Here is a 21,115-nt window from a genome sequence, read left to right as displayed (position 1 = left end):
ATGGGTCTGTTCAGAGTGCGGAGCTGAACATCTGCGTGACGTAAACGCAGCAAGAAACATTCTTGCGGTCGGGCATGACCGTCTAGCTGTAGGAATCCCCGTCCTTTAGGGCGGGGAGGATGTCAACGACTCCTCTAAAACGCTGCATTCATAACGGTCATGTACATAGAGCTTGCAGTCTGGAGTTTCAAAGCCCATCGCTCTGGCCAGTTGATTCATCAAGAGCCTGTGTGCGCCAGCTTCGGGAGAAATACCTCCTGTAACCGAGAAAGTCTTATTGCTCTGCGGGTCATGTATCTGATTGGGAAGCGGTGCTTTTATCGCTTTGGGATAGTATTGAACTTTCAGTTCACCGAGAGCAATCTCAGGTGCTTCTCCAAGGCCTTTAGTCAACAGCCTATAGAGCTCAGGGCAAAGCTCTTTCAGGCATAAGACCTGGCAGAGAAGGGCGTTGTCAGCGTATTCAAAGGGGTATTTTCCCAGTGTGTCCTTACATTTGGAGACTTCTGGTTTAAGTTCTTTTTTTGAATCGTTTGAATGGGCAAGAATAATGCTGGAGTTGAAGCCCAGATCATACTGATGCCTGATTAACAAGCGAACCTGGTCAGCTAACTGGACAATGTTGTCTAATGTTCTGCTATCCCTTTTGAATTCCTGATAAATATCCAGATAGCCTATGTCGAATTCTTTTCGACAACGAATGATTTCCAGACAGTCTGCATCATGGAGCAGCTTTTCGAAGAGGTTTGTCCGTGCCTTACCTGAATCTTCAGTTCGGTTCTTATTAACGACCGCTTCACTCAGCTGTGAGGCAAGTTCAGACGGGCAGCCTGAAGCAAGAAGATGGTTTTCCAGATGTTGAGCGCTTTTTGCTTCCCAGGCGGGCAGGTCCTTACCTTCCCCTTCCCGACCTGAATCATGGAGCAGGGCCGCTTTCATCAGCCAGGGAATATGTTCTTTGGGCAGTTGGATGGCTTCGGGGTCACCCGCTTCCTGCCTCCAGGCTATCAGTACAGGAATCCAGCAAGCCGAGCGGGTAAGGTGTTGAGCACCATGAAGAGGTCTGGGGATTTCCCCGCAACTGACGGGGGTGGTATTCTGAGGTGTGTGTAAATGACGCTCTACCAGAGATTGGCAGTCGTCATAGAAATTCGCATCCAGAAGTTTGGGGACCGTAGACGAGAGTCTTACTGAAGGTTCAACAGGGGATACAGAAAAGTGATGAAGTGGTGTTTTGGGCTCTGGTAGGACATGAGAGCCCTCTGACACAACCGGAGGCGGTGTACTTCTAGCCGCAGATAGGTCTGGAGAGCCTGTATCCTTACTTCCTACCGAATTCATATCCTTGATTCCTGAGCAAAAAATCCCTGTCAGATCATAGGGTTTGGACAGCCCTGAAAGGCGTAAGTTCAACGGCTGCAGGCGGTGTTGGTGTCTAGTGGGTATGAGGCGTATACTTCAGGCATTCTATTTCCCTCTCTTACTCTCTGATCCACTCTATATGACCCAGACCATAGAAACAGATGTTGTCGTGATTGGCGGAGGCATTGCCGGTCTCTGGCTGTTCAATACTCTCAATCAGCAAGGCTATAAGGCGCTTCTTCTGGAAAATGCGACCCTTGGCGGTGGTCAAACCATCAAGTCCCAGGGGATAGTCCATGGCGGAACCAAGTACACTCTGACGGGCACGCTGACCAAGGCTGCGGAGTGTATTGCAGGTATGCCGGATCGCTGGCGCAGGGCCCTGAAAGGGGAAGATGAAGTGGATCTGTCTGGCGCAGATATACTCTCGCAGTCACAGTACCTCTGGTCTCCCGGTGATCTAGGCTCCAGACTGACCTCATTCTTTGCCAGTAAGGCCCTGCGTGGCCGGGTTGAGCAGCTGAAGAAGGCTGGGGATTTTCCCGATATTTTTCGCCATGAAGGGTTTCGGGGCAAAATCTATCAATTAAATGAAGTGGTGCTGGATATTCGAACGGTGGTCAGAGCCCTGGTAAAAGGTCTGGAAGACCGTATTCTCAAGGTAGACTGGTCAGAAAACACCCGTATCGTAACCGATGGCAAGAAAATAGATTTCATTGAGCATAAAGCCGGTGACAAGACTCTTCAGATCAAGGCTCGCAAGTTTGTGACTACTGCGGGTGAAGGCACTGAGGCGTTGATGAAGCTTTGGGGTATCACTGAGCCTGAGATGCAAAAGCGACCTTTGCACATGGTCATGGTTCGTCATCGTCACCCGGAGCCACTGTTTGCTCACTGCCTGGGTACCAAGCCTGTCCCAAGAATGACGGTGACCAGTCATCCTGATGGAGAAGGAAACTGGGTTTGGTATTTGGGAGGTGAAATTGCAGAAGACGGTATGGAACGTACACCGGAAGAACAGATTAGGGTTGCCCGTCGTGAGCTGGCAGCATTATTGCCATGGGTGAATCTGGATGACGCCCAGTGGGCCACTTTGTTTGTCAACCGGGCTGAACCTAAGCAGACCAAATTGCTGAGGCCAGATGCTGCTTTTATTCATGAGACAGAGAACGGTATTGTTTCCTGGCCGACCAAGCTGGCTCTGGCGCCCAACCTGTCCGATGAAGTTATGAAGGTTTTAAATAGAGAGCAGCTATTACCTTCCGGCAATGAAGGCTTTGCCCTGCCCAATGAAGTAAAGCATCCTGAAATCTGCCAGCCATTCTGGAGTGAGGCGTTTACCGATCAACATGACTGATTACAGGCTTGAGACAAGAACCATAGCCGGAACGGATATCCAGGTTTCTCCCATAGGCTTCGGAACGGTGAAGTTGGGCCGGGATCAAGGGGTGAAATATCCGTCCGGATTCAAGATTCCAGATGACCGTGAGGCCATTGAACTGCTGAAGCTGGCCCAGACTCTGGGTATCAATCTGCTGGACACGGCTCCAGCTTATGGTAGCAGTGAAGAACGTCTGGGACCTTTGCTGAAAGGCCAGAGAGATGACTGGGTTATTTGCAGTAAAGTGGGCGAAGAGTTTGAGGGTGGCGAATCGCATTTCGATTTCACGCCTGAGCATATTCGTTTCAGTATTGAGAGAAGTCTGAAAAGGCTGAATACCGATCGGATAGAAATGGTATTGGTTCATTCCAATGGCGATGACGTTAATATCATTGAGCACTATGGTTGTCTGGAAGTATTGGAAGCCTTGAAAAAGGAAGGCAAGATTCTGGCTTCCGGCATGTCGACCAAAACGGTGGAAGGCGGCATTTTAGCGTTGGAACGATCGGATATTGCCATGGTCACTTATAACCTGAAGGAACAGGCTGAGAAGCCGGTGCTGGATTATGCACTGGAGCACAACAAAGGCATTTTGATCAAGAAAGCTCTGGCCAGTGGTCATGCCTGTCTGGAAGGGGAAGATCCGGTGAAGAAGAGTATGGAATTGGTATTCTCTCATCCTGCTACTTCTGCGGCAGTGATTGGTACCATTAATCCCAAGCACTTGAAGAGCAATGCCGAGACTTGTGCCCGAGTGATCAAGCATCTTGAGAGCTGAGTCTCTGACTGTTCAGTTAAGGAGGGCAGAGTGAAGCTGTCTCATCATCGTTTGATGGTTTCTAATTTGGATCAATCTCTGTCCTTCTACCGTCAACATTTGGGAATGACTCTGCTGTCTCGCCCTCAGGAGAGCGATTTCGAGCATTGCTTTCTTGCTTATCCGCAAACTCAGGGGGCTCTTTTGGAACTGGTTTGCCGCCAGGGCGTAAAGCCAGAGGTGGCCTCTCAACCCAGTCGTACAGAAGGGTACTGGAAGTTTTCAATCTCTGTTGTTGATTTGCAAAGAGCCAGGCAATCTCTGATCGACTCTGGTGTGTCCTCTGTCGGTGAGTCTTTTGAAGTGCCTGACGTAGCCTTTCTGTGCCATCTTCAGGATCCTGATGGTTACTGGATAGAATTGATTCAGCAGACCTTTAAGAAAAATACACCAGCCCTATTAGATGATTTGAAGGCATCTGTCTGGTATTCGGCTTGTCTGAATCTTTCAACATTGAGAAGCCGTGACATCGATGCCAGCCTTACTTTTTATGAGCAGATAGGCTTGCGTCTGGTTTCCAGACAAGAAGTTCCTGATCGTAATATGACGCTTTATTTTCTGTCAGGGCTGGAAGAGCCAGCGCCTCTGGATGATGTCGATGCCGTTGAGATACGGGAATGGCTCTGGCAAAGGCCCTACACTCTGTTGGAGTTACAACACATCCATGGCACTGAAAGTCAGAAAGGCTTTCGATATCAGGTACGAACAGAAAGCGGATTTCTTGGTCTGACGCTAGAGGGAGACATTGATTTGTCTTCGGACACAGAAAAGCGCACAGCAAATCCTACAATGGGTCAATATGAGCAGGGTAAAACCTTGATGGATCCGGACGGTTACACCATTCAGATTTTGCCCTCAGAATCTAAGTCATCCTGAACGGGCTTTGATAAATCGATAGAAAAGATTCGGCTCACTGACAATGTAAATATTACCTTCGTCGTCCATAGTGATGCCTTCAGGTTGAGGAACGGATGCTTTCAGATGCATAGATTAATATCTAAACTATTGGGTTTTAGGCGCTAACCCGGATGTTTCATAAACTGCCCCGGCTATCGCGCAGAATCTTGTTGTCACAGGGAATTAGGTGAGGGAGCGCCGTACGGTCGACCGAGACAAACTTTCCTGAGGCACAAAGGGGTAAGCGAGAGTTGGGAGCATGTTTATGAAATGTCCGGGCTAATCTTTCGTCTTTTGAGTATGCTCTGTAGGTTGAACCACAAGGTTATAATGCTCAAAGGTTGAAAAAATATTGAAGGAATCAGGCAATTCATTAGTTAAATTTTCGAGCTTTTCTATTCCTACTAACGATATTATTTTTTTTCGTTGTTCTTCATTATTGCTGACTATGGATGCCGTCAACTGTATTGCTTGCTCAAGAGGTTGGTTGTTGCCTGTTCTACCCGCATTCTCGATTTGCTTGAACAGTTCTTCTTTTAAGCTTTCCCTATCGCATTCATATCCATTGTTAAGGCTCAAATACAAGAGGGTATTTCTCTGCGTATCCTTGCTCTCTGTGAAAAGCCAGTGGTCTTTGGGGATGTCGATTATTTCTTTATTGCACTGCCTTTCATAGGCTTTTACTGTAAAGCTCAGTGCCAATAAAAATATTGCTGATAATATTTTAACGAGTTGCATTGACTACGCATTTCCAAAACTGTCGGTTTTTAAAATCATGAGGATTCATGGCTTCCATACTGGCTATGTCTCCTATCTTTCTTCTGCTAAGAGCATCAACCTTTGTCATCACTTTCTCAAACTCATTCCAGTCATAAGTTAGAGCGTCGTAGACTTCCTTGTGCTTTGGGCTGGGCTCTATGAATATTTTGTAGAGAGGGACAGTTGCTACCAAAGACTTCAGTGTCTATGAAAGTCTTGTTTGTTTTTCTATTTTTTGTAGAGCTAAAATGGTTCTGCCGTTTGGTTTTAAGTCTTTAATATCACAGTACTTGAAGTAATCCATTACACCCTTCCTTGTGAACCTTACTATTTTAGCGTGTTGTTTAAGGGATTCTAAGGGGTTTATTGTGCAAAGTGAACAAGGAAAGGTGAAGAACAGGTGAAGGATTCATGAATTTGGTATTTCAGCCCATCCGGGATGGGCTGAAGAACGAGATCATTAACGAGAGGTGCCCAATTGACCGTATGCCACTTCTATGGCTTCAGAAGGCGTCAAGGATGAGTCGTTAACAATGGCTTCAGCCGCATGCTGACACATACTTGAGTAATCTTGAAAGCTCCATCCTTGATCTTTGTGTGCAGAAAATTCAGCGCCGAGGAGATTGACTAAATCGGATGATTTACTGTAAGACTGCAATTGTTTCAGATAGCCCTGTAATGATTCCGCCTCGGCAGTCAGGTCTGACTTCTCTTTTTTCAGCGCTGCAAGAGACGCTTCGAAGGGAATAGCGGGTGCAGCTCTGGTTGGGCGGTTCAAAGGTTTCTTTGGAGTCTGTACAGTCTCTTCCTGAACCGGTCTGGGCTGGCTGAGGGATTGGCGTCGACTGGAAATTTGCTCTTTACTGAATGAGCCTCTTCTAAGCGGCTCCATGTGACTTCTTTTCTCTATGTCCTGTCGGTATTCAGCACTCAGGAAGGTGCCTTCTCCTTTAATGGAATAACTTAGCTCAAGACTTCTGAGATCTTCTGGCGTGGCTTCCAGAATCTCCTGAACTTCTTTCATTGTGCTCTCAAGCTTGCCCCTTGTTTCGGGGGGGAGTTGAGGATTTTCCAGGGCCTTTTCCACATCTTTCTTAATTTGACGGGCTTGTTCAAAGCATTGGCAGGTGAGAAGAGTCTGGGCTTGAACGACAGGATAGTGACTGCCTGAAGGGGAGTATCCTAGTGAAGTGGGGAGCTCTACAATCAGGCAATCGGTCAGCGCAGGATAAGATTTTAGCTGGTCTTTGATGGAATTGGGAAAAATAGAATAACTGAGTTCGTCACGCTGAGCCTTCAACTGATCCATACTTTTATCCAGTCCTTCCCTGAAAGACTGACCATTATCTGAAGCATGCTTCAAGGGTTGATGTGCCTCATACCGAGCACTCAACACCATCATGGAAATACCTGCTTCTCGAAAGGCCTGTTGAACATGAGGTTTACTGGCTGATTTTCCGGACGTCCTGGTGAGGTTAGCCAACAGGTCTTCAAGCTCACCAGGGTTTTTGGCGTGTTGAGATACAACTTTTAAAATCGACTCACGGGTACTGCTCTTTTTGTTTGCTGCTTTTTTGACATCATTCAGAGCCGCTGTGAATTCTTTTACGGCTTTTTTCTCTGTAGCTTTGGCTTTTTTTGCTGCCGCTTTTTCAGGATTGCTCACGTTACGGGAGAAGATGCTTTTTTTCGGCAGCTTCTTGCCCTTTCCCTGTTGGGGAACCGTATCTTCGATGGAAGCTACTGAAGCTCCCCTGTGACGTCCCTGGGGTTTATCAACTTTCTGTTGACCATGTTCAGACCATGTTGGACTGATTGGAATCTTTCCACCGTTGATAATACCCATTACTCTATCCCTGAATCTTTGAGTGCTTTCAGCTAATTATAGAGGCCGTGTTCCTGGTTTATGGTCACCCTTGTGTTTTACGTAAGAGAGCAGCTGAGTGTCGAAAAGTTGACAAAATCTGGCCAGATTATGACTCTGGAGCGTGACAGACAGCTTCCAGATTATGACCGTTAAGGTCTATAACAAATGCACCGTAGTAGTCTGGGTGATAGATTTCCCGGATACCTGGAGCGCCGTTATCCACAGCACCCGAGGCGATCGCCAGCTCATAAAACTTATCCACAGCTGCACGATTAGGGGCAATGAGAGCCAGGTGCATAGGGTTCTGGGGAGCTTCTCCTTCTCCAAACCAGAGTTCAGGCTTTTGATGAGCGCCCAACCCTGCCCAGCCATTCACTTCCATGACCAGCTCAATGCCCAATGGCGCCAGAACTTTGCAATAAAAGTCCTTGCTCTGTTCATAATGGGCAACTGCGAAACCAATGTGATCAATGATCATGCCGGACTCCTGAAGATGAAAAGAGAAGGTTGCAGAATAAGGTCGGGAGGGTTACTTGGGAAGAGAAAGCGGGCAAAAGTGTTAACTTTCACCCGCTCAGAGTGAGGTCAGGCTGTTTCTTCGGACGTCTTGTCCTTGAGGATTTTTTCAACAATGGCGGTTGTTGAGCAGTTATCCAGGAAGGCCAGAACCTTCACCTCACCACCGTATTCGTAAACGATGGGAGCACCAACCACTTCATCAATGGTGTAATCACCGCCCTTTGCCAGTACATCAGGTTTGACCATTCTGAGCAGCTCTTCGGGGGTGTCTTCTTCAAAGCAGACCACCCAGTCCACGGCTTCCAGGCCGGCCAGAACGGCCATACGACGATCTTCTGAATTAATCGGACGGCCTTCACCTTTTAAGCGTTTGACAGAGGCATCGCTGTTGATGGCCAGAACCAGTCTATCGCCCTGTTGGCGAGCTTGTTCCAGGTAACCGACATGGCCGGCATGAATGATGTCGAAGCAGCCATTGGTAAAGACCACCTTTTCTCCATGGGCTCGAGCATCTTCAAGAGCAATCCTGAGTTGATCAGGAGTGACGACACCACGCTCTACTCCCAACTCCTGGTTAACTTCCCGACGCAGCTCCGGCATGCTGGCGGTAGCGGTACCCAGTTTTGCCACCACAATGCCTGCAGCGATATTCGCCAGTGCGGCTGCTTTTGGTAACTCAGCTCCTGCCGCCAGTGCAGTGGCCAGAGTAGAAATAACGGTATCTCCCGCTCCGGTCACATCAAAAACTTCGCGAGCTCGAGCAGGCAGGTGCACTTCCTGTTCGTCTTTGCGAATCAAGGTCATACCGTGTTCACTGCGGGTAATTAACAGCGCTTCCAGCTCGAGCTCTTCCAGTAGTTTTTGCCCTTTGTTCACCAGTTCCTGCTCATCTCTGCAGTGGCCGACGACTGTTTCAAACTCTTGCAGGTTGGGGGTGATGACAGTAGCACCACGGTATCGCTCAAAATCAGTGCCTTTAGGGTCAACGAGAACCGGAATGCCTCGGGTTCGAGCCAGCTTAATCAGCTGTTGATGATTCTGCAGGGTGCCTTTGTTGTAGTCAGAAAGAATAACGGCCCCAATGTTTTCCAGCAGGTTTGCTGTCTTTTCTTCCAGAATGTCGCTGCTCAGACCGGAGAAAGCTTCTTCATGATCCAGGCGAATCAGCTGCTGATGCTGGCTGATTACCCTGAGTTTGGTAATGGTAGGAATATCTTCCAGTCGGGCAAAGTCGCAGTAGACTCCGGCAGCTTCCAGGCGGGTCTGCAGAGAATCGGCGGCTTCATCATTACCCGTGGCGGCTATCAGCCAGGCAGGCGCGCCCAGAGAGGCAATATTCAGGGCTACGTTGCCAGCACCGCCGGGGCGGTCTTCTATCTGGTTGACGCGAACGACAGGTACAGGCGCTTCAGGGGATATTCTGGAAGTGCCGCCATGCCAGTAGCGATCCAGCATGACATCGCCAATCACCAGAACCCTGGCTTGATCAAATCGTGGCAGAGTCAGTTTCATTCAGTCTTTTCCACTTGGGTATCTAAAACAGCCATGAGCGAAAACAGCCATGAGCGAAAACAGCCATGAGCGAAGAAAAATATTTTGAGCCATCCTCGAATAGGATAAACAGCAAAGCAAAATGTTTTTACACCAAATAATGTCGACAAGCATTATGGGCCTGGCTACTAGGTTTACCATGAAAACGTTCTGAGGGGTAATTATGGTAAGACCTCAGCTTTTTCAAAGAGTTCAGCTCTGTGCTGGTTTGTAAGAATCCAGAGGTTTTACCTCTGTGGCTTCTTGTTGCTCTTCCTGGAACTGCATCTGGTGCAGTTTGGCGTACTGGCCTTCTTGGGCCAGCAGTTCGGCATGGGTGCCGCTCTCTACAATCTCGCCTTGATCCATCACAATAATACGGTCAGCATTTTCAATGGTGGAGAGTCGGTGAGCAATGACCAGGGTTGTTCTGTTTTTCATGACTTCATCCAGCGCCGCCTGAATATGACGCTCCGATTCGGTATCCAGGGCCGAAGTAGCCTCGTCGAGGATGAGAATGGGAGCGTCTTTCAAAATAGCTCTGGCTATTGCCAGCCGCTGACGCTGACCACCTGAGAGCAGAACGCCATCTTCTCCCACCATAGTATCCATGCCCTTGGGCATATTCTTGATAAATTCATTGGCATGGGCGGCTTCGGCGGCCAGGTGGATGTCAGAATCGTCCTTGGCTCGCAGGTCGCCATAGGCAATATTGCGAGCGACGGTGTCATTGAACAGAGAGACATTCTGATCGACCAGGGCAATATGGCTACGGAGATTCTTCAGACCGTATTCATCAATGGGCGTGTCATCCAGAAGGATTTCACCCTGTTCGATGGGATAAAAGCGAGGAACCAGGTTAGCCAGTGTCGTTTTACCTGAGCCGGAGCGACCTACCAGGGCAATGGTCTCGCCCGGGTTGACCGTGAAGTTAATATTGTTGAGAGTCGGCTTGTCAGCATTCTGGTATTGGAAAACCAGGTGACGAAACTCCAGCTTGCCTTCAACCCGCTTCTTCTCAAAGGTGCCATTGTCGGGCTCGCGAGGTTGGTCAGCCATTTCAAAAATGCTTTCTGCCGCTGCAATACCTTTTTGGATATTGGCATTAACTTCGCTCAGCTGGCGAATGGGCTTGGGCAATAGCGCTGCAGCGGTGACAAAACTGACCAGAGAAGCCGTCGTGGCATCTCCTTTGAGCCACAGTACCAGGAAGAACAGAACTGCCAAGGCACTGTTTACCAGAAATTGCAGAGTGGGCGTATGCACCGCAGAGGCCTTGACCATTTTCAATCCCTGACGGGTATTGCGATCACTGGCGGTGAAGAAGCGGTTGTTTTCATAGTTCTCGCCACCAAAGCCTCGAACGACACGATAGCCGTTGATGGATTCGGAGCTGACGTGGGTCAGATCCCCCATCGATGTCTGGATCTTGGAACTCAATTTACGGAAGCGCTTGCTGGCAGTACTGACCACCAGGGCAATAAGGGGGGCCACTCCGATAAATACCAGAGTGAGTTTCCAGTTGGTCAGGATCAGATAACCGAACAGAAAAACGACCGTCAAACCTTCTCTGACAACGACCTTGACCGCATCTGTGGCGGCGGTGGTGACCATACCGACGTTGTAGGTGATTCTGGCAATCAGATGACCTGAATTGTTGTTGTCAAAGTAATTGTTAGGCAGCTGAATCATTCGATTGAACATCAGGCAGCGCAGGTCATGAACCACGGATAAGGAGACTTTAGCCAGGAAAAAGTTACCCAGAAATGAGCCAATGCCTCTGAATATGGCAATAAACAGCATGACCAGAGGAATCAGGGCAACGGAGGTCATGATGGAAGCAGGGAGTATGCCTCCCAGATCCTTGTTGATGGTGGCAAAGCCGCCCTCAAGGGCTTCAACAAAGTATTCCAGCAAACGGGCAAATGCAGGCTGACTGAGCGCAAACATCACATAGCCCAGCAGGCTAAGGGCAAAAAAGCCCATGTAGGGCTTTACATAGCTGAGAAGGCGCAGGTAGATCTGCAGGCTTCCCGCCTTGGCTTGTTCTGACATGGCCATTGTAATCAGTTGAAAATGAGAGGCTATTCTGGATGAATCTGGCTGCAGGCTCAATGGATACAACCCTGAAAACCATGGTTTTTACTGCAAAAGTCGATTTTAGCATAGCTTCATGGGTACTTTCTGTTCGGTATAGGGTATGATTGGCCGCCTTTTTTTACCATGAAAATTCAGCTTATGCGGGTTCAATAGCTATTTTCATGAGTAGAGTTGAGCTGAAATTTGGGTTTTGGTGGTCTATTAAACTGGTGATCCAAGTATGGCTCAATAGCATTGAGTTAGGCTAAAACCAAAGTGTATGAGTGCAATTTTTCGTCATTTATCCGGTGATAATGCGGGGAAAATTTCTCGGTAATATTGAGTATTCAACACAGATGAGTGGTATGCAGCGGTTATCTTCCACGGCTTATAAGGCGCTGACCGAAGGTGCTGAGGTGATTGAGCAGGACCATTTTGGCTATAAGGTCCTAAAACTGAAGGATAAGACTTTTCTAAAGCTCTTTCGGGTTAAAAGCACAATCAGTTCTGCCTGGCTGAGGCCGTATTCTGTCCGGTTTGCCAGAAATGCTTCAGAGCTTATTGCAAGAGGCATTCAAACTGTTGACATCATTGAGTGCTACCGTCTGGAACGTTATAAGAATACCGCTGTGCATTATCAGCCTCTGCCGGGGCAAACACTCAGGCAGGTTTTTCCAGCTCTGGACGAGGGTGAAACCCGCCTTCTGGCCGAGCAGGTAGCTCAATATATTGCTCATTTGCATGAGCAGGGGATCTATTTCCGTTCCTTGCACATGGGCAATATTCTGAAATTGCCCGATGGGACTCTTGGGCTGATAGACATTGCCGATATGCGCTTTAGCCGGAGTTCTCTGAAAGAAGAGTTAAGGCTCAGAAACTTACATCATCTGGCTCGTTATGAGCAGGATGTTCAGTATTTGATTAAGGATCAGACATTTTGTACCACCTACGCCAGGCTGGCGAATGTAGTAGTGGACAAGGTCGCGGCTGTGATGCACCGCTCCTGAGAGATTTCAAGAGAGAAAGACAGTGATAGAAAAGTTACGCAATATTGCCATCATCGCCCACGTTGACCATGGTAAAACGACCCTGGTTGACAAGCTGCTGCAGCAGTCCGGAACTCTGGGTCGTAAGGATCAAGGTGCAGAACGCATCATGGATTCCAATGACCAGGAAAAGGAACGGGGTATTACTATCCTGGCCAAGAACACTGCGATCAACTGGCAGGACTACCACATTAATATTGTGGACACTCCAGGACACGCCGACTTCGGTGGTGAAGTAGAACGTGTTATGTCGATGGTGGACTCGGTTCTGCTGCTGGTTGATGCGGTTGATGGCCCTATGCCTCAGACCCGCTTTGTAACCCAGAAGGCTTTTGAACAAGGTCTGCGCCCCATTGTTGTTATCAACAAGGTCGACCGTCCTGGTGCCCGTCCTGACTGGGTCATGGATGAAGTCTTTGATCTGTTTGATCGCCTGGGTGCAACCGAAGAGCAGCTGGACTTTCCGGTTATTTACGCTTCTGCACTGAACGGTATTGCCGGTGATGATCCTGAAAACATGGCTGAAGACATGACGCCACTGTTTGAAATGATCGTCAATAATGTCCCTTCTCCAAAGGTTGATGTTGATGCCCCTTTCCAGATGCAGATCTCTGCCCTGGATTACAGCAGCTTCCTGGGTGTCATCGGTATTGGTCGTATCACCCGTGGCGTACTCAAGCCTTCAACACCGATTCGACTGATTGGTGCTGACGGTAAAGAACGTAATGCCAAGATTCTCAAGGTGATGGGTCACCTGGGTCTGGAGCGTGTTGACGTTGAAGAAGCCCGTGCGGGTGATATCGTTTGCGTAACCGGTATCGACAAGCTGAATATCTCTGACACCCTGTGCGATCCTTCCAATGTTGAAGCTCTGACGCCACTGACGGTTGATGAGCCTACCGTTAGCATGACCTTCCAGGTAAATGACTCGCCTTTTGCAGGTCAGGATGGCAAGTTCGTCACTTCCCGTAATATCAAGGATCGTCTGGAGCGTGAACTGCTGCACAACGTAGCCTTGCGTGTTGTACAGGGCGACGATGCGGACAAGTTCAAGGTTTCCGGTCGTGGTGAGTTGCATCTGTCAGTACTGATTGAAACCATGCGTCGTGAAGGCTTTGAGATGGGTGTTTCCCGTCCTGAAGTAGTGGTTCGTGAAATTGATGGTGTTTTGCACGAACCCTTTGAGCACGTAGTGATTGATGTTGAAGAACAGCATCAGGGTTCATTGATGGAAGAGATGGGTCTGCGTAAAGCAGAGCTGACCAACATGGTTCCAGATGGTAAGGGTCGTATTCGTCTTGAGTTTACGATGCCTGCCCGTGGCCTGATCGGTTTCCGTTCTCAGTTCCTGACCATGACATCAGGTAGCGGTATTCTGACGAATGTCTTTGATCACTATGGTGAAGTGAAAGATGGTTCTGTCAGTCACCGTCAGAACGGTGTACTGATTTCCATGGTGAATGGTAAGGTTCTGGGTTACTCACTGTGGAATCTTCAGGATCGTGGTCGCTTATTCCTGCCACCCAACGTTGATGTTTATGAAGGTCAGGTTATTGGTCTTCATAACCGTGATAACGACCTCGTGGTTAACCCTATCAAGGGTAAGCAGCTGACTAACGTACGTGCTTCCGGCACCGATGAAAATATTCAGCTAACTCCTCACGTTAAGCACTCTCTGGAGCAGGCTCTGGAATTCATTGACGACGACGAACTGGTTGAAGTAACACCTAACCACATTCGTATTCGTAAGAAGTTCCTGAAAGAGAATGATCGTAAGCGTGCTGGCCGCAATAAGTAATTGAGTGGCTGCTCTAACCGGGGACTCTAGTTCCCCGGTTAAAAACCTTACCCGTCTTTATTTCTGATCAGACTATTAGAATTTTGGTGTGGCAAACACCTGAGTCCAATATATCCCGTATTCGCTATAAGCTTCCTCAACAAAACTTGCCCCCATCTGGATCACATCTGGACTCATGATATTTTTGCAATGACCTTCACTGGTCATCCAAGACTTAAGGACGGCATCGACATTGGCTTGACCTGCTGCAACATTTTCTGCGTAAACAGACCAGTTATAACCATGGGATGTCACTCGATCGCCAGGAGAGCTTCCATCTGTACCTGTGTGATCCATAAAGTCTCTGCTTGCCATATCCGTTGAATGCGTGAAAGCGGCCGCCTCCAGGGAATGATCCCAGCTTAGTCTTCCTACAGCGGGCATAGGGGTGCTGCCACAAACTTGCGGCTTGGAACGAATAGCATTGACAGCGGTTAGCATTTGATGGGGAAAGCCCTGGGTTGGATTGCTGCTACTGCTCTTTTTTGTCCATTGAGCTAGAGCATTGCTTACCTTGGGGTAGTAATGTGTCCATGATTCTTGGGCTTTCTTGGGAAGGGTCGCCATATAGCTGCCTAGTGGTTTTGCCATTCTATTCCAGAAACTCAGGGCATAGCTTTTGACGGTTTCCCACTTCTGATAGGTGACAGCAGAGGCAGCACCGATAATGCCCAGTTTGGCAGCACTCTTTGCACAGTTTTTGCAGAAACGAGCTCTGTCGCCCTGGTGGTATTCCTCAGCTGCCTTGTCTCTTTGCACTTTCGCGTCTTTTTCTAATTTGGCTTTAGCTGCTACTTCTTCACGCTTTTTCCTTTCTCTCCTCAGTTCAGTGAGTTCGGTGGCTCCGAATCGGAGAGCTGAGAAAAAGTAAGAAGGGATATCGCCACTGCTGGCAGCAAAGATATCCATGACTCTGGCAGGTCGATTTAGAATTGAATCCAATGAGTTTTTAAGTTGCACTTCCTCGGGTGTCTGATGTGGCTGTAGATTGAAGAGAATGGGCTGTACATGACCGGGAGCGTTATCAACACCAGGCGTCAATAGAAGGCTTATATCGACTGAGAGAATGGCCATGAACAAGGCTTCAGGCTCTTCTGACAGCGAAATTACATTTTCTTCAACTTCATAGCTGCCATCTTCAAAACCAGTCAATGTTTGAGTTGCAATCAGTCCGTCAGGTAACAGTGTCACTGTCAGAAGCTTTTTCTGGAGCAGAATGGCCAGTTGTATATTGAGATTGTTGATGGGAATACCGGGAGTGGCCCCATCAGGGGTTTCTGCGCTATAGCTTTCCAGATAGAGATGGAGTGCTGCAGCATTGATGGGTTGATCCTTCGAATATTTGAGGTGCTCTGAAACCTGATTATAAAGTTGTCTGAGCTGCTGATCGCTGAGAACTCTCATAATAGAGCGGGCCCAGCAACTCCCCTGATCAGCACTTTTGGGACAGCTCTCAGGTGTTTTATAGCTGTGGCTGGAGAGATAGCTCTGCAGTTCGTTAGAGCTGGCTGGTAATAGCGGTGCTATTTCAGAGGTATGAGCTAACCCCGTGGCTATGCATAGGACTAAAGCACTGATCAGCGAATGAACGGGTTGGTTAATTAATGACAATTTCATGAGTTCCTGCTCGTTGTTTCATCGGTATGCAGGTACGCTCCTTGTCGTCCTGACTGGTTTGAGAACTTTGATAGGTCACAGACATAAAAGTTCCTTCAGTTTTCTAACCCATGACAATTCTTGGAAAACCTTGGTTTTTAAGAGTAATGTAGAGAGTTAGGGGTTCAGGAGGTGGATCAGACACTCTGTTTGCTCAGCTGACTGACTTCACTTGATTCAGTGACTTCTGAAGGAAGGTTCATGCGCACGCTTTACCCTGCTATAAAGCCGTATTCTGTCTTCAAACTGGCTGTGGATGCTGTACATCATGTTTATGTGGAAGAGTGCGGGAGTCCTGACGGTATTCCTGTGTTGTTTGTCCATGGGGGCCCTGGGGCGGGTACTTCAGAAAAAGCGCGTCGTTTTTTTGATCCTGAGAAATTTCGAATAATCCTTTTTGACCAGCGAGGCTGTGGTCGCTCTGTTCCTCATGCTGAACTGGAAGGGAATACTACCCAGAATCTGATTGCTGATATGGAGCAGATTCGGGAGCACTTGGGTATTAATAAATGGATACTTTTTGGAGGCTCCTGGGGTTCTACCCTTTCATTGCTCTATGCTCAGGCCCATCCTAAACGAGTGATGGCTATGGTGCTCAGGGGTATATTTCTGTCACGGCAAAAGGACTTTGACTGGTTATACAGTGAACGTGGTGCAGGGAGAGTCTTTCCGGATCATTGGAAGCACTTTGAAGAAATTATTCCTGAAAGTGAACGCGATAATATGTTGCAGGCTTACTATCGCCGCTTGACGGGTGATAATGAGTTGGCCCGGATGAGCGCAGCCAAACACTGGGCGTTGTGGGAAGGGCGGATCAGCACATTGAAACCATGCCCGGATGTTGAAGAGTTTTGCAGCGAACCCCACAGTGCACTGGCTATTTCCCGAATCGAAGCTCATTTCTTTATGAATGACAGCTTTATTGAGCCCAATCAGATTATTCGGGACATGAAGTACATCGATCAGATTCCCGGCGTTATTATCCATGGGCGATACGATATGATCTGCCCTTTGGACAACGCTCAGGTGCTTGCAGATCACTGGACTGAAGCTGAGCTGCAGGTTATCAGGGAGGCGGGTCATGCCTCCTCAGAGCCGGGTATCGTCGATGCCCTGGTGATAGCTACCGACAAGCTGGCAATCAACTTTGGTTGATTGCTGACTCTTATCGTTAATTGCTTTTACTATGAAAATGCAGCTTTATCAGGCTCTTTTCGCCATTTGCATGTTTCGAAGTGAGCTGCATAATTCGCTCATGGCTGTTTGGCCTCATGATGTCCATCTGGGGCTAAATTCTCAAATACCTTTCTGGAGTAAGATAACCAATGCGTGGATTGATCCAGCGTGTTCAGTTTGCCAATGTTAAAGTAGACGGCGAAACCGTGGGCGAGATCGAAGAAGGCTTGCTGCTCTTGCTGGGCGTAGAAAAAAACGATGATCAGGCAAAAGCGGACAAGCTGCTGGACAAAGTCCTTAAGTACCGGGTGTTTAGTGATCAAGACGGTAAAATGAACCTGGGGCTGAAAGATACCGGAGGCGGTTTGCTGGTGGTTTCTCAGTTCACACTGGTTGCTGATACCCGTAAAGGACTTCGTCCCAGTTTCAGCTCCGGTGCTCCACCTGAACACGGTGAAAAGATGTATGACTACTTTGTTGAGCGTGCTGATTCTCTTCATCACAAGGTAGCAACAGGACGTTTTGGTGCTGATATGAAAGTCTCTCTGTTGAATGACGGGCCGGTTACTTTCAATCTGGAAGTTTAATCTGGTCACTGCCTGGCAAGCATTCTAACCATTCTGACCTCTCAGAAGCCGTTTTTGCATAGAGAGGTCAGTGTCCTTCTACTGTGTTTCAATATCCGCTATCAGTGACTGAAAGCCAATCAGGTGCAGTGACTCCTTGCGGGTGACTGAGTTGGGCAGGAGAAAATCTTGCAAGTAAGCAGGTTGGCCATGGTTACTGCAACAAGCAGTGATAACAGATAGAAAGCAATAATGTGCAAGGCTGGAACAGTAAAGTTCAGCGTTTTTGTAACACCCAGAATGACTGGGAACAGCCAGGAAGTGAACGATACAGAACCGATGATTGTTAATTGCTTCAGCTCAGCCCTCGACAAGGTTTCATTGACGGCTTTGCCAACGCAGGTTTTTAATTTTGGAAGAATAACCGAGTGTACGAAGTACCCATTAATACTGAGAACAGAAACAATAAATACTTTCGCCCAGATTTTTTCGTTGCCCAGGCTTTCAGGAGCCCATAAATAGTAATAAGCAAGAAATGCGAGTTCTGAGAACCAGAGCAAGAGGATGCCGACCAGAACAAATTTTGAGACGAACTCAATGGTTTGATATTTTTCCGGTGTCATATCCTTTCGACTGTTTTTGACCAGAAAGCTGACCAGAAAGCCATCCAGAACCCAGGCGCCACCGATTCCAAAAGCGAGTCCTGAAAGGTGTACGAAAGTAATAAGTGACTTCAAATTGGTAAGGTTAAAGAGCAAATCCATTAGATAATTCCTTTATTTTGCTGGCTGTAGATTCTCTACATTCCAGGCGATTAATATCTTCTCGTTGTCCTTTCTGTTTTTGTTGAAAGCAACTGCTTTCACTGTTGAGGTACGAGTAGAGTCAGGAAAAGATTCGCTGTCACAAATATTTAATAATTTAACTACTTTATCCTTCTGTAGACATGAGGTGGGAAAAGTACGGAAGGAAGGGGTTGCGGATGTTCCCTGTGTGTTAGTTCAAAGTAACGGATACAAGATATCTGTGAAGAAGGGCAGATGGAAAATCAGAACTCAGCTTGGCAAGAGGAGTCCTGACTTTGTCATGTTGAGCGGGCTAACTCAGATCCTGATACAAGGTATCAATCCAGCGGTCTTCGGAGATAAACTGCCAGCCCCAATCTTTCCATTCTTTAGGGACTCCCTGTGTTTTGATTTCTGAGAGCGTCATTCTTTTATCAATGCTGCTCTGCATCCAGTCTATGGATTCGTCGAGCATACGTTTGAAAGTCATCAAATCCGCCTTAGTGGCTAACGCCCCATGCCCGGGTATGATCTTGGTATCGTTTTTAATCATGCCAAGAACGGTTGCTACATGATCACGGTAGCCTTTCACTGTTCCACCGGCGTCTAAATCGACGTAAGGGAAACGGTCTCTGAAAAAAAGGTCTCCCATATGAACAACCGATTTGTCCCGCCATAAGACAATGCTGTCACCATCCGTGTGTCCTGCACCCAGGTGGATAACATCTAATGTGTCATCATTGTAATGAATGGAAATGCCCTGATCATAGGTTATAACGGGCAGTGCCTCCGGGCTGACTTTGGGGTCTGCCGACAAACGTTTCAAAACATTGTGATGCGCCATGATGGTGCCGTGCTGTCCGAAGTGGGCATTGCCGCCTGTATGATCACCATGATAGTGGGTGTTGATGACGAATCTGGGGTGCCCTGATTGAATGTCTTCCAGTGCTTTTGCTACTTTTTCTGCCAGTGGGGCAAACTGATCATCGATGATTAACAGCCCGTCCTTGCCGGCAGAAACGCCAATGTTGCCTCCAGCTCCTGTGAACATATAAGCGTTCTGGGTAATTTTAACGGGTTCTATTACCACATTTTTAAAACGATCATCATGGGCGTTGATATTCGTGGCAGTCAATGCTGAAAGCATAAAAAAGCTTTTGATTATTTTTTTCATTGAGTACCTGTTGTTGCTTAATTTCATTGATGGTGAATAGCCGATAGTAATCTTGTTTTATGAAAATGAAATTTAACTCAAAGTGACGCTGTCTTTAAGTAGACAATCGTCTGTTTGTTTTTTTGTGACAGGATGGCAATTATTCGACAAAGTTAAGACGCTTTTTGTGGTTTTTTAATTTGTTTGTTTTTTTGTGAACTAGTAATAAAAGTAAATTTATTTTTTGAAACTCTTTTCTTTTTATAAGCGTAATCTAAGTAACTGACAGTATAGAAGTCATGTCAGTCTCTCAAAAAAAGGAAACACAATGAAAGCAAATAAGTTATCAGCGTTGATTGCGCCTGCATTTTTTCTAGTTGTCAGTCATCAAGCCAGTGCCTTTTATTATTCAGGTAATGTTTATGCCATGAATAATAATCAAACGGATAATGAAGTTATTGTTTATGAGCGTAAATCAGATGGGAAGCTGGCTTTAATCGATAAAGTCTCAACGGGCGGTCTAGGTGGGGTGAATGCTGAAGGGGCTCTTGATGATGCATTGGGCTCTCAAAATCCTCTGGTTCTGAGTAGAAATGGCCGTTGTCTATTTGCAGTCAATGCAGGGGACGATACGGTTACGTCATTTATTATTCATCGTAAAAAGTTCTCTGAACACAGTATTAAGCGAGTCGGTAAGGTGTCATCAGGTGGTGCATTTCCAGTCAGTATTGCCAATAATCGAGACCTTCTTTATGTTTTGAATTCAGGTGGTGAAGGTAATATCAGTGGGTTTAGTGTGAGTAGAAGTTGTCAGTTGTCAAAACTGGAGGGATCGGAAAGAACTTTGAATGCTGCTGGTTTGAATCCTCCCAGTTTTATTGATTCACCTGCTCAGGTTTCATTTGTTCCAGGAGGGCGTGGGTTGTTAGTGACGATTAAATCCAGCGATCAATTACTTTACTTTCCTCTTGATGAAAATGAGTTGCCTGCACAGGAATCTTCTGTAACTCAATCTAATGGTCGTGTGCCTTTTGGCTTCAGTTTCTTTAAAAACAACCTGCTAGTTGCAGAAGCTTTTGGTAATGCGACCAGTATTCCGTCTCCCAATGCCGGAGCTGTGTCTTCTTATGCTATTTTGCCTGATGGTGAGCTAAAGCTGCAAAGTGCCTCCGTAGAGAATGGCCAGACAGCGACTTGCTGGATGGCATCATCACGTTTCATACCTTATAGCTATGCGACCAATAACCTGAGCGACAGCATTACCGGTTATAAAGTCGATTCTCGGACAGGTGTACTGAGTCTGCTTGATAGTGATGGTATTACGGCTGAAACGGATGAATCTCCTGTCGATCTCGCTATCACATATGATGCTCGTTATCTCTATAACGTGAATGCCACTGCCGGTACTGTGACCGGATACGCCATAGATAGAAAAAATGGCAGTCTTCGGTCAGTGGGTTCTTTTGGTGGACTTGAAGAAGGGGCTGTTGGAATTGCTGTCTGGTAAGTGCCATTGAGTTTTTATTGTTTTAGCACCCGCTACAGGTTTATAGATTTGTGGGGCTTTTACAGGTTGGCTGATGAAAAGTGAGGGGTTGCAACAGAAATAGCCTTCAGGAGACGATTGATTTGTAAGGATCAAAATTTCTGAAGGATCAGACATGTGTGCAACACCCTCACTACGC

Annotated in this window: 19 protein-coding genes; 9 read left to right on the top strand and 10 right to left on the bottom strand. The window is 47.3% G+C overall.

What is annotated here, in order from left to right; genetic code table 11:
• A partial coding sequence (locus ACR2PX_RS03095) for a zinc ribbon domain-containing protein (RefSeq protein ID WP_433997355.1) occupies window positions 1–109 on the top strand: 109 nt, incomplete at its 5' end.
• Here ACR2PX_RS03095 and ACR2PX_RS03090 read toward each other — a convergent pair.
• Complete coding sequence (locus tag ACR2PX_RS03090) at window positions 106–1,341, bottom strand: SidE phosphodiesterase domain-containing protein (protein ID WP_433997895.1); 1,236 nt, start codon at window positions 1,339–1,341, stop codon at window positions 106–108. The genes ACR2PX_RS03095 and ACR2PX_RS03090 overlap by 4 nt on opposite strands.
• Window positions 1,342–1,444: 103 nt before the next feature.
• Here ACR2PX_RS03090 and ACR2PX_RS03085 point away from each other — a divergent pair, with 103 nt between their 5' ends.
• From ACR2PX_RS03085 to ACR2PX_RS03075, 3 genes are read left to right on the top strand one after another with little or no spacing between them, the layout of a single operon-like run.
• Window positions 1,445–2,719, top strand: a complete 1,275-nt coding sequence (locus ACR2PX_RS03085) for an NAD(P)/FAD-dependent oxidoreductase (protein ID WP_433997894.1) — start codon at window positions 1,445–1,447, stop codon at window positions 2,717–2,719.
• Window positions 2,712–3,521, top strand: coding sequence for an aldo/keto reductase (locus tag ACR2PX_RS03080; protein WP_433997893.1), 810 nt, complete (start codon window positions 2,712–2,714; stop codon window positions 3,519–3,521). The genes ACR2PX_RS03085 and ACR2PX_RS03080 overlap by 8 nt, the downstream gene beginning before the upstream one ends.
• 30 nt (window positions 3,522–3,551) lie before the next feature.
• Window positions 3,552–4,436 carry a VOC family protein gene (locus ACR2PX_RS03075; RefSeq protein WP_433997892.1) on the top strand — a complete coding sequence of 295 codons (885 nt, stop codon included), beginning with the start codon at window positions 3,552–3,554 and terminating at the stop codon, window positions 4,434–4,436.
• Here ACR2PX_RS03075 and ACR2PX_RS03070 read toward each other — a convergent pair.
• The 6 genes from ACR2PX_RS03070 to msbA form a co-directional block, all read right to left on the bottom strand.
• Complete coding sequence (locus ACR2PX_RS03070) at window positions 4,428–4,547, bottom strand: SdiA-regulated domain-containing protein (protein WP_433997891.1); 120 nt, start codon at window positions 4,545–4,547, stop codon at window positions 4,428–4,430. The two genes, ACR2PX_RS03075 and ACR2PX_RS03070, sit on opposite strands and share 9 nt — an antisense overlap.
• Window positions 4,548–4,736: 189 nt before the next feature.
• Window positions 4,737–5,195: a hypothetical protein gene (locus ACR2PX_RS03065; RefSeq protein ID WP_433997890.1), complete on the bottom strand. Its 459-nt coding sequence runs from the start codon at window positions 5,193–5,195 to the stop codon at window positions 4,737–4,739.
• Window positions 5,196–5,676: 481 nt separating this feature from the next.
• Window positions 5,677–7,062 carry a hypothetical protein gene (locus tag ACR2PX_RS03060; protein ID WP_433997889.1) on the bottom strand — a complete coding sequence of 462 codons (1,386 nt, stop codon included), beginning with the start codon at window positions 7,060–7,062 and terminating at the stop codon, window positions 5,677–5,679.
• Between the two features lie 127 nt (window positions 7,063–7,189).
• Window positions 7,190–7,561 (bottom strand): VOC family protein, encoded by a 372-nt coding sequence (locus ACR2PX_RS03055; RefSeq protein ID WP_433997888.1) that lies wholly within the window; start codon window positions 7,559–7,561, stop codon window positions 7,190–7,192.
• 107 nt (window positions 7,562–7,668) lie between these two features.
• The gene (hldE, locus tag ACR2PX_RS03050; RefSeq protein WP_433997887.1) at window positions 7,669–9,114 is read right to left on the bottom strand and encodes a bifunctional D-glycero-beta-D-manno-heptose-7-phosphate kinase/D-glycero-beta-D-manno-heptose 1-phosphate adenylyltransferase HldE; all 1,446 of its coding nucleotides are present in this window, start codon (window positions 9,112–9,114) and stop codon (window positions 7,669–7,671) included.
• Window positions 9,115–9,345: 231 nt separating this feature from the next.
• A complete protein-coding gene (gene msbA / locus ACR2PX_RS03045) occupies window positions 9,346–11,247 on the bottom strand; it encodes a lipid A export permease/ATP-binding protein MsbA (protein WP_433997886.1) in 1,902 nt (633 codons plus the stop codon).
• Between the two features lie 278 nt (window positions 11,248–11,525).
• On the opposite strand from msbA, the gene ACR2PX_RS03040 reads away from it, so the two are divergent.
• Together ACR2PX_RS03040 and typA are read left to right on the top strand one after the other, a co-directional pair.
• Window positions 11,526–12,218, top strand: a complete 693-nt coding sequence (locus tag ACR2PX_RS03040) for a hypothetical protein (RefSeq protein ID WP_433997885.1) — start codon at window positions 11,526–11,528, stop codon at window positions 12,216–12,218.
• 22 nt (window positions 12,219–12,240) lie between these two features.
• Window positions 12,241–14,055 (top strand): translational GTPase TypA, encoded by a 1,815-nt coding sequence (gene typA, locus ACR2PX_RS03035; RefSeq protein ID WP_433997884.1) that lies wholly within the window; start codon window positions 12,241–12,243, stop codon window positions 14,053–14,055.
• Window positions 14,056–14,130: 75 nt separating this feature from the next.
• Here the strand turns inward: typA and ACR2PX_RS03030 are convergent, their stop codons facing one another.
• Window positions 14,131–15,711, bottom strand: coding sequence for a CAP domain-containing protein (locus ACR2PX_RS03030; RefSeq protein ID WP_433997883.1), 1,581 nt, complete (start codon window positions 15,709–15,711; stop codon window positions 14,131–14,133).
• Window positions 15,712–15,951: 240 nt separating this feature from the next.
• Between ACR2PX_RS03030 and pip the strand changes: the two genes are divergently transcribed.
• Together pip and dtd are read left to right on the top strand one after the other, a co-directional pair.
• A complete protein-coding gene (gene pip, locus ACR2PX_RS03025) occupies window positions 15,952–16,905 on the top strand; it encodes a prolyl aminopeptidase (protein WP_433997882.1) in 954 nt (317 codons plus the stop codon).
• Window positions 16,906–17,075: 170 nt separating this feature from the next.
• Window positions 17,076–17,513, top strand: coding sequence for a D-aminoacyl-tRNA deacylase (gene dtd / locus ACR2PX_RS03020; protein WP_433997881.1), 438 nt, complete (start codon window positions 17,076–17,078; stop codon window positions 17,511–17,513).
• A gap of 119 nt (window positions 17,514–17,632) precedes the next feature.
• On the opposite strand, the gene ACR2PX_RS03015 is transcribed toward dtd, so the two are convergent.
• Together ACR2PX_RS03015 and ACR2PX_RS03010 are read right to left on the bottom strand one after the other, a co-directional pair.
• Window positions 17,633–18,256, bottom strand: a complete 624-nt coding sequence (locus tag ACR2PX_RS03015) for a hypothetical protein (protein WP_433997880.1) — start codon at window positions 18,254–18,256, stop codon at window positions 17,633–17,635.
• A 334-nt stretch (window positions 18,257–18,590) separates the two neighbouring features.
• Complete coding sequence (locus tag ACR2PX_RS03010) at window positions 18,591–19,451, bottom strand: MBL fold metallo-hydrolase (RefSeq protein ID WP_433997879.1); 861 nt, start codon at window positions 19,449–19,451, stop codon at window positions 18,591–18,593.
• 307 nt (window positions 19,452–19,758) lie between these two features.
• Here ACR2PX_RS03010 and ACR2PX_RS03005 point away from each other — a divergent pair, with 307 nt between their 5' ends.
• The gene (locus ACR2PX_RS03005) at window positions 19,759–20,937 is read left to right on the top strand and encodes a lactonase family protein (protein ID WP_433997878.1); all 1,179 of its coding nucleotides are present in this window, start codon (window positions 19,759–19,761) and stop codon (window positions 20,935–20,937) included.
• The last annotated feature ends 178 nt before the right edge of the window (window positions 20,938–21,115 follow it).

Source organism: Endozoicomonas sp. (assembly GCF_051008435.1).
Lineage (GTDB): Bacteria > Pseudomonadota > Gammaproteobacteria > Pseudomonadales > Endozoicomonadaceae > Endozoicomonas_A.
This window is presented reverse-complemented; position numbering and strand designations above follow the sequence as displayed.

Excerpts from the sequence above, each read along its gene's own strand:
- ACR2PX_RS03090 (WP_433997895.1), bottom strand. The coding sequence starts at position 1,341 with ATGAATTCGGTAGGAAGTAAGGATACAGGCTCTCCAGACCTATCTGCG.
- ACR2PX_RS03085 (WP_433997894.1), top strand. The coding sequence starts at position 1,445 with ATGAGGCGTATACTTCAGGCATTCTATTTCCCTCTCTTACTCTCTGAT.
- ACR2PX_RS03080 (WP_433997893.1), top strand. The coding sequence starts at position 2,712 with ATGACTGATTACAGGCTTGAGACAAGAACCATAGCCGGAACGGATATC.
- ACR2PX_RS03070 (WP_433997891.1), bottom strand. The coding sequence starts at position 4,547 with ATGCATCTGAAAGCATCCGTTCCTCAACCTGAAGGCATCACTATGGAC.
- ACR2PX_RS03065 (WP_433997890.1), bottom strand. The coding sequence starts at position 5,195 with ATGCAACTCGTTAAAATATTATCAGCAATATTTTTATTGGCACTGAGC.
- ACR2PX_RS03060 (WP_433997889.1), bottom strand. The coding sequence starts at position 7,062 with ATGGGTATTATCAACGGTGGAAAGATTCCAATCAGTCCAACATGGTCT.
- ACR2PX_RS03055 (WP_433997888.1), bottom strand. The coding sequence starts at position 7,561 with ATGATCATTGATCACATTGGTTTCGCAGTTGCCCATTATGAACAGAGC.
- hldE (WP_433997887.1), bottom strand. The coding sequence starts at position 9,114 with ATGAAACTGACTCTGCCACGATTTGATCAAGCCAGGGTTCTGGTGATT.
- ACR2PX_RS03040 (WP_433997885.1), top strand. The coding sequence starts at position 11,526 with ATGCGGGGAAAATTTCTCGGTAATATTGAGTATTCAACACAGATGAGT.
- ACR2PX_RS03030 (WP_433997883.1), bottom strand. The coding sequence starts at position 15,711 with ATGAAATTGTCATTAATTAACCAACCCGTTCATTCGCTGATCAGTGCT.
- pip (WP_433997882.1), top strand. The coding sequence starts at position 15,952 with ATGCGCACGCTTTACCCTGCTATAAAGCCGTATTCTGTCTTCAAACTG.
- dtd (WP_433997881.1), top strand. The coding sequence starts at position 17,076 with ATGCGTGGATTGATCCAGCGTGTTCAGTTTGCCAATGTTAAAGTAGAC.
- ACR2PX_RS03015 (WP_433997880.1), bottom strand. The coding sequence starts at position 18,256 with ATGGATTTGCTCTTTAACCTTACCAATTTGAAGTCACTTATTACTTTC.
- ACR2PX_RS03010 (WP_433997879.1), bottom strand. The coding sequence starts at position 19,451 with ATGAAAAAAATAATCAAAAGCTTTTTTATGCTTTCAGCATTGACTGCC.
- ACR2PX_RS03005 (WP_433997878.1), top strand. The coding sequence starts at position 19,759 with ATGAAAGCAAATAAGTTATCAGCGTTGATTGCGCCTGCATTTTTTCTA.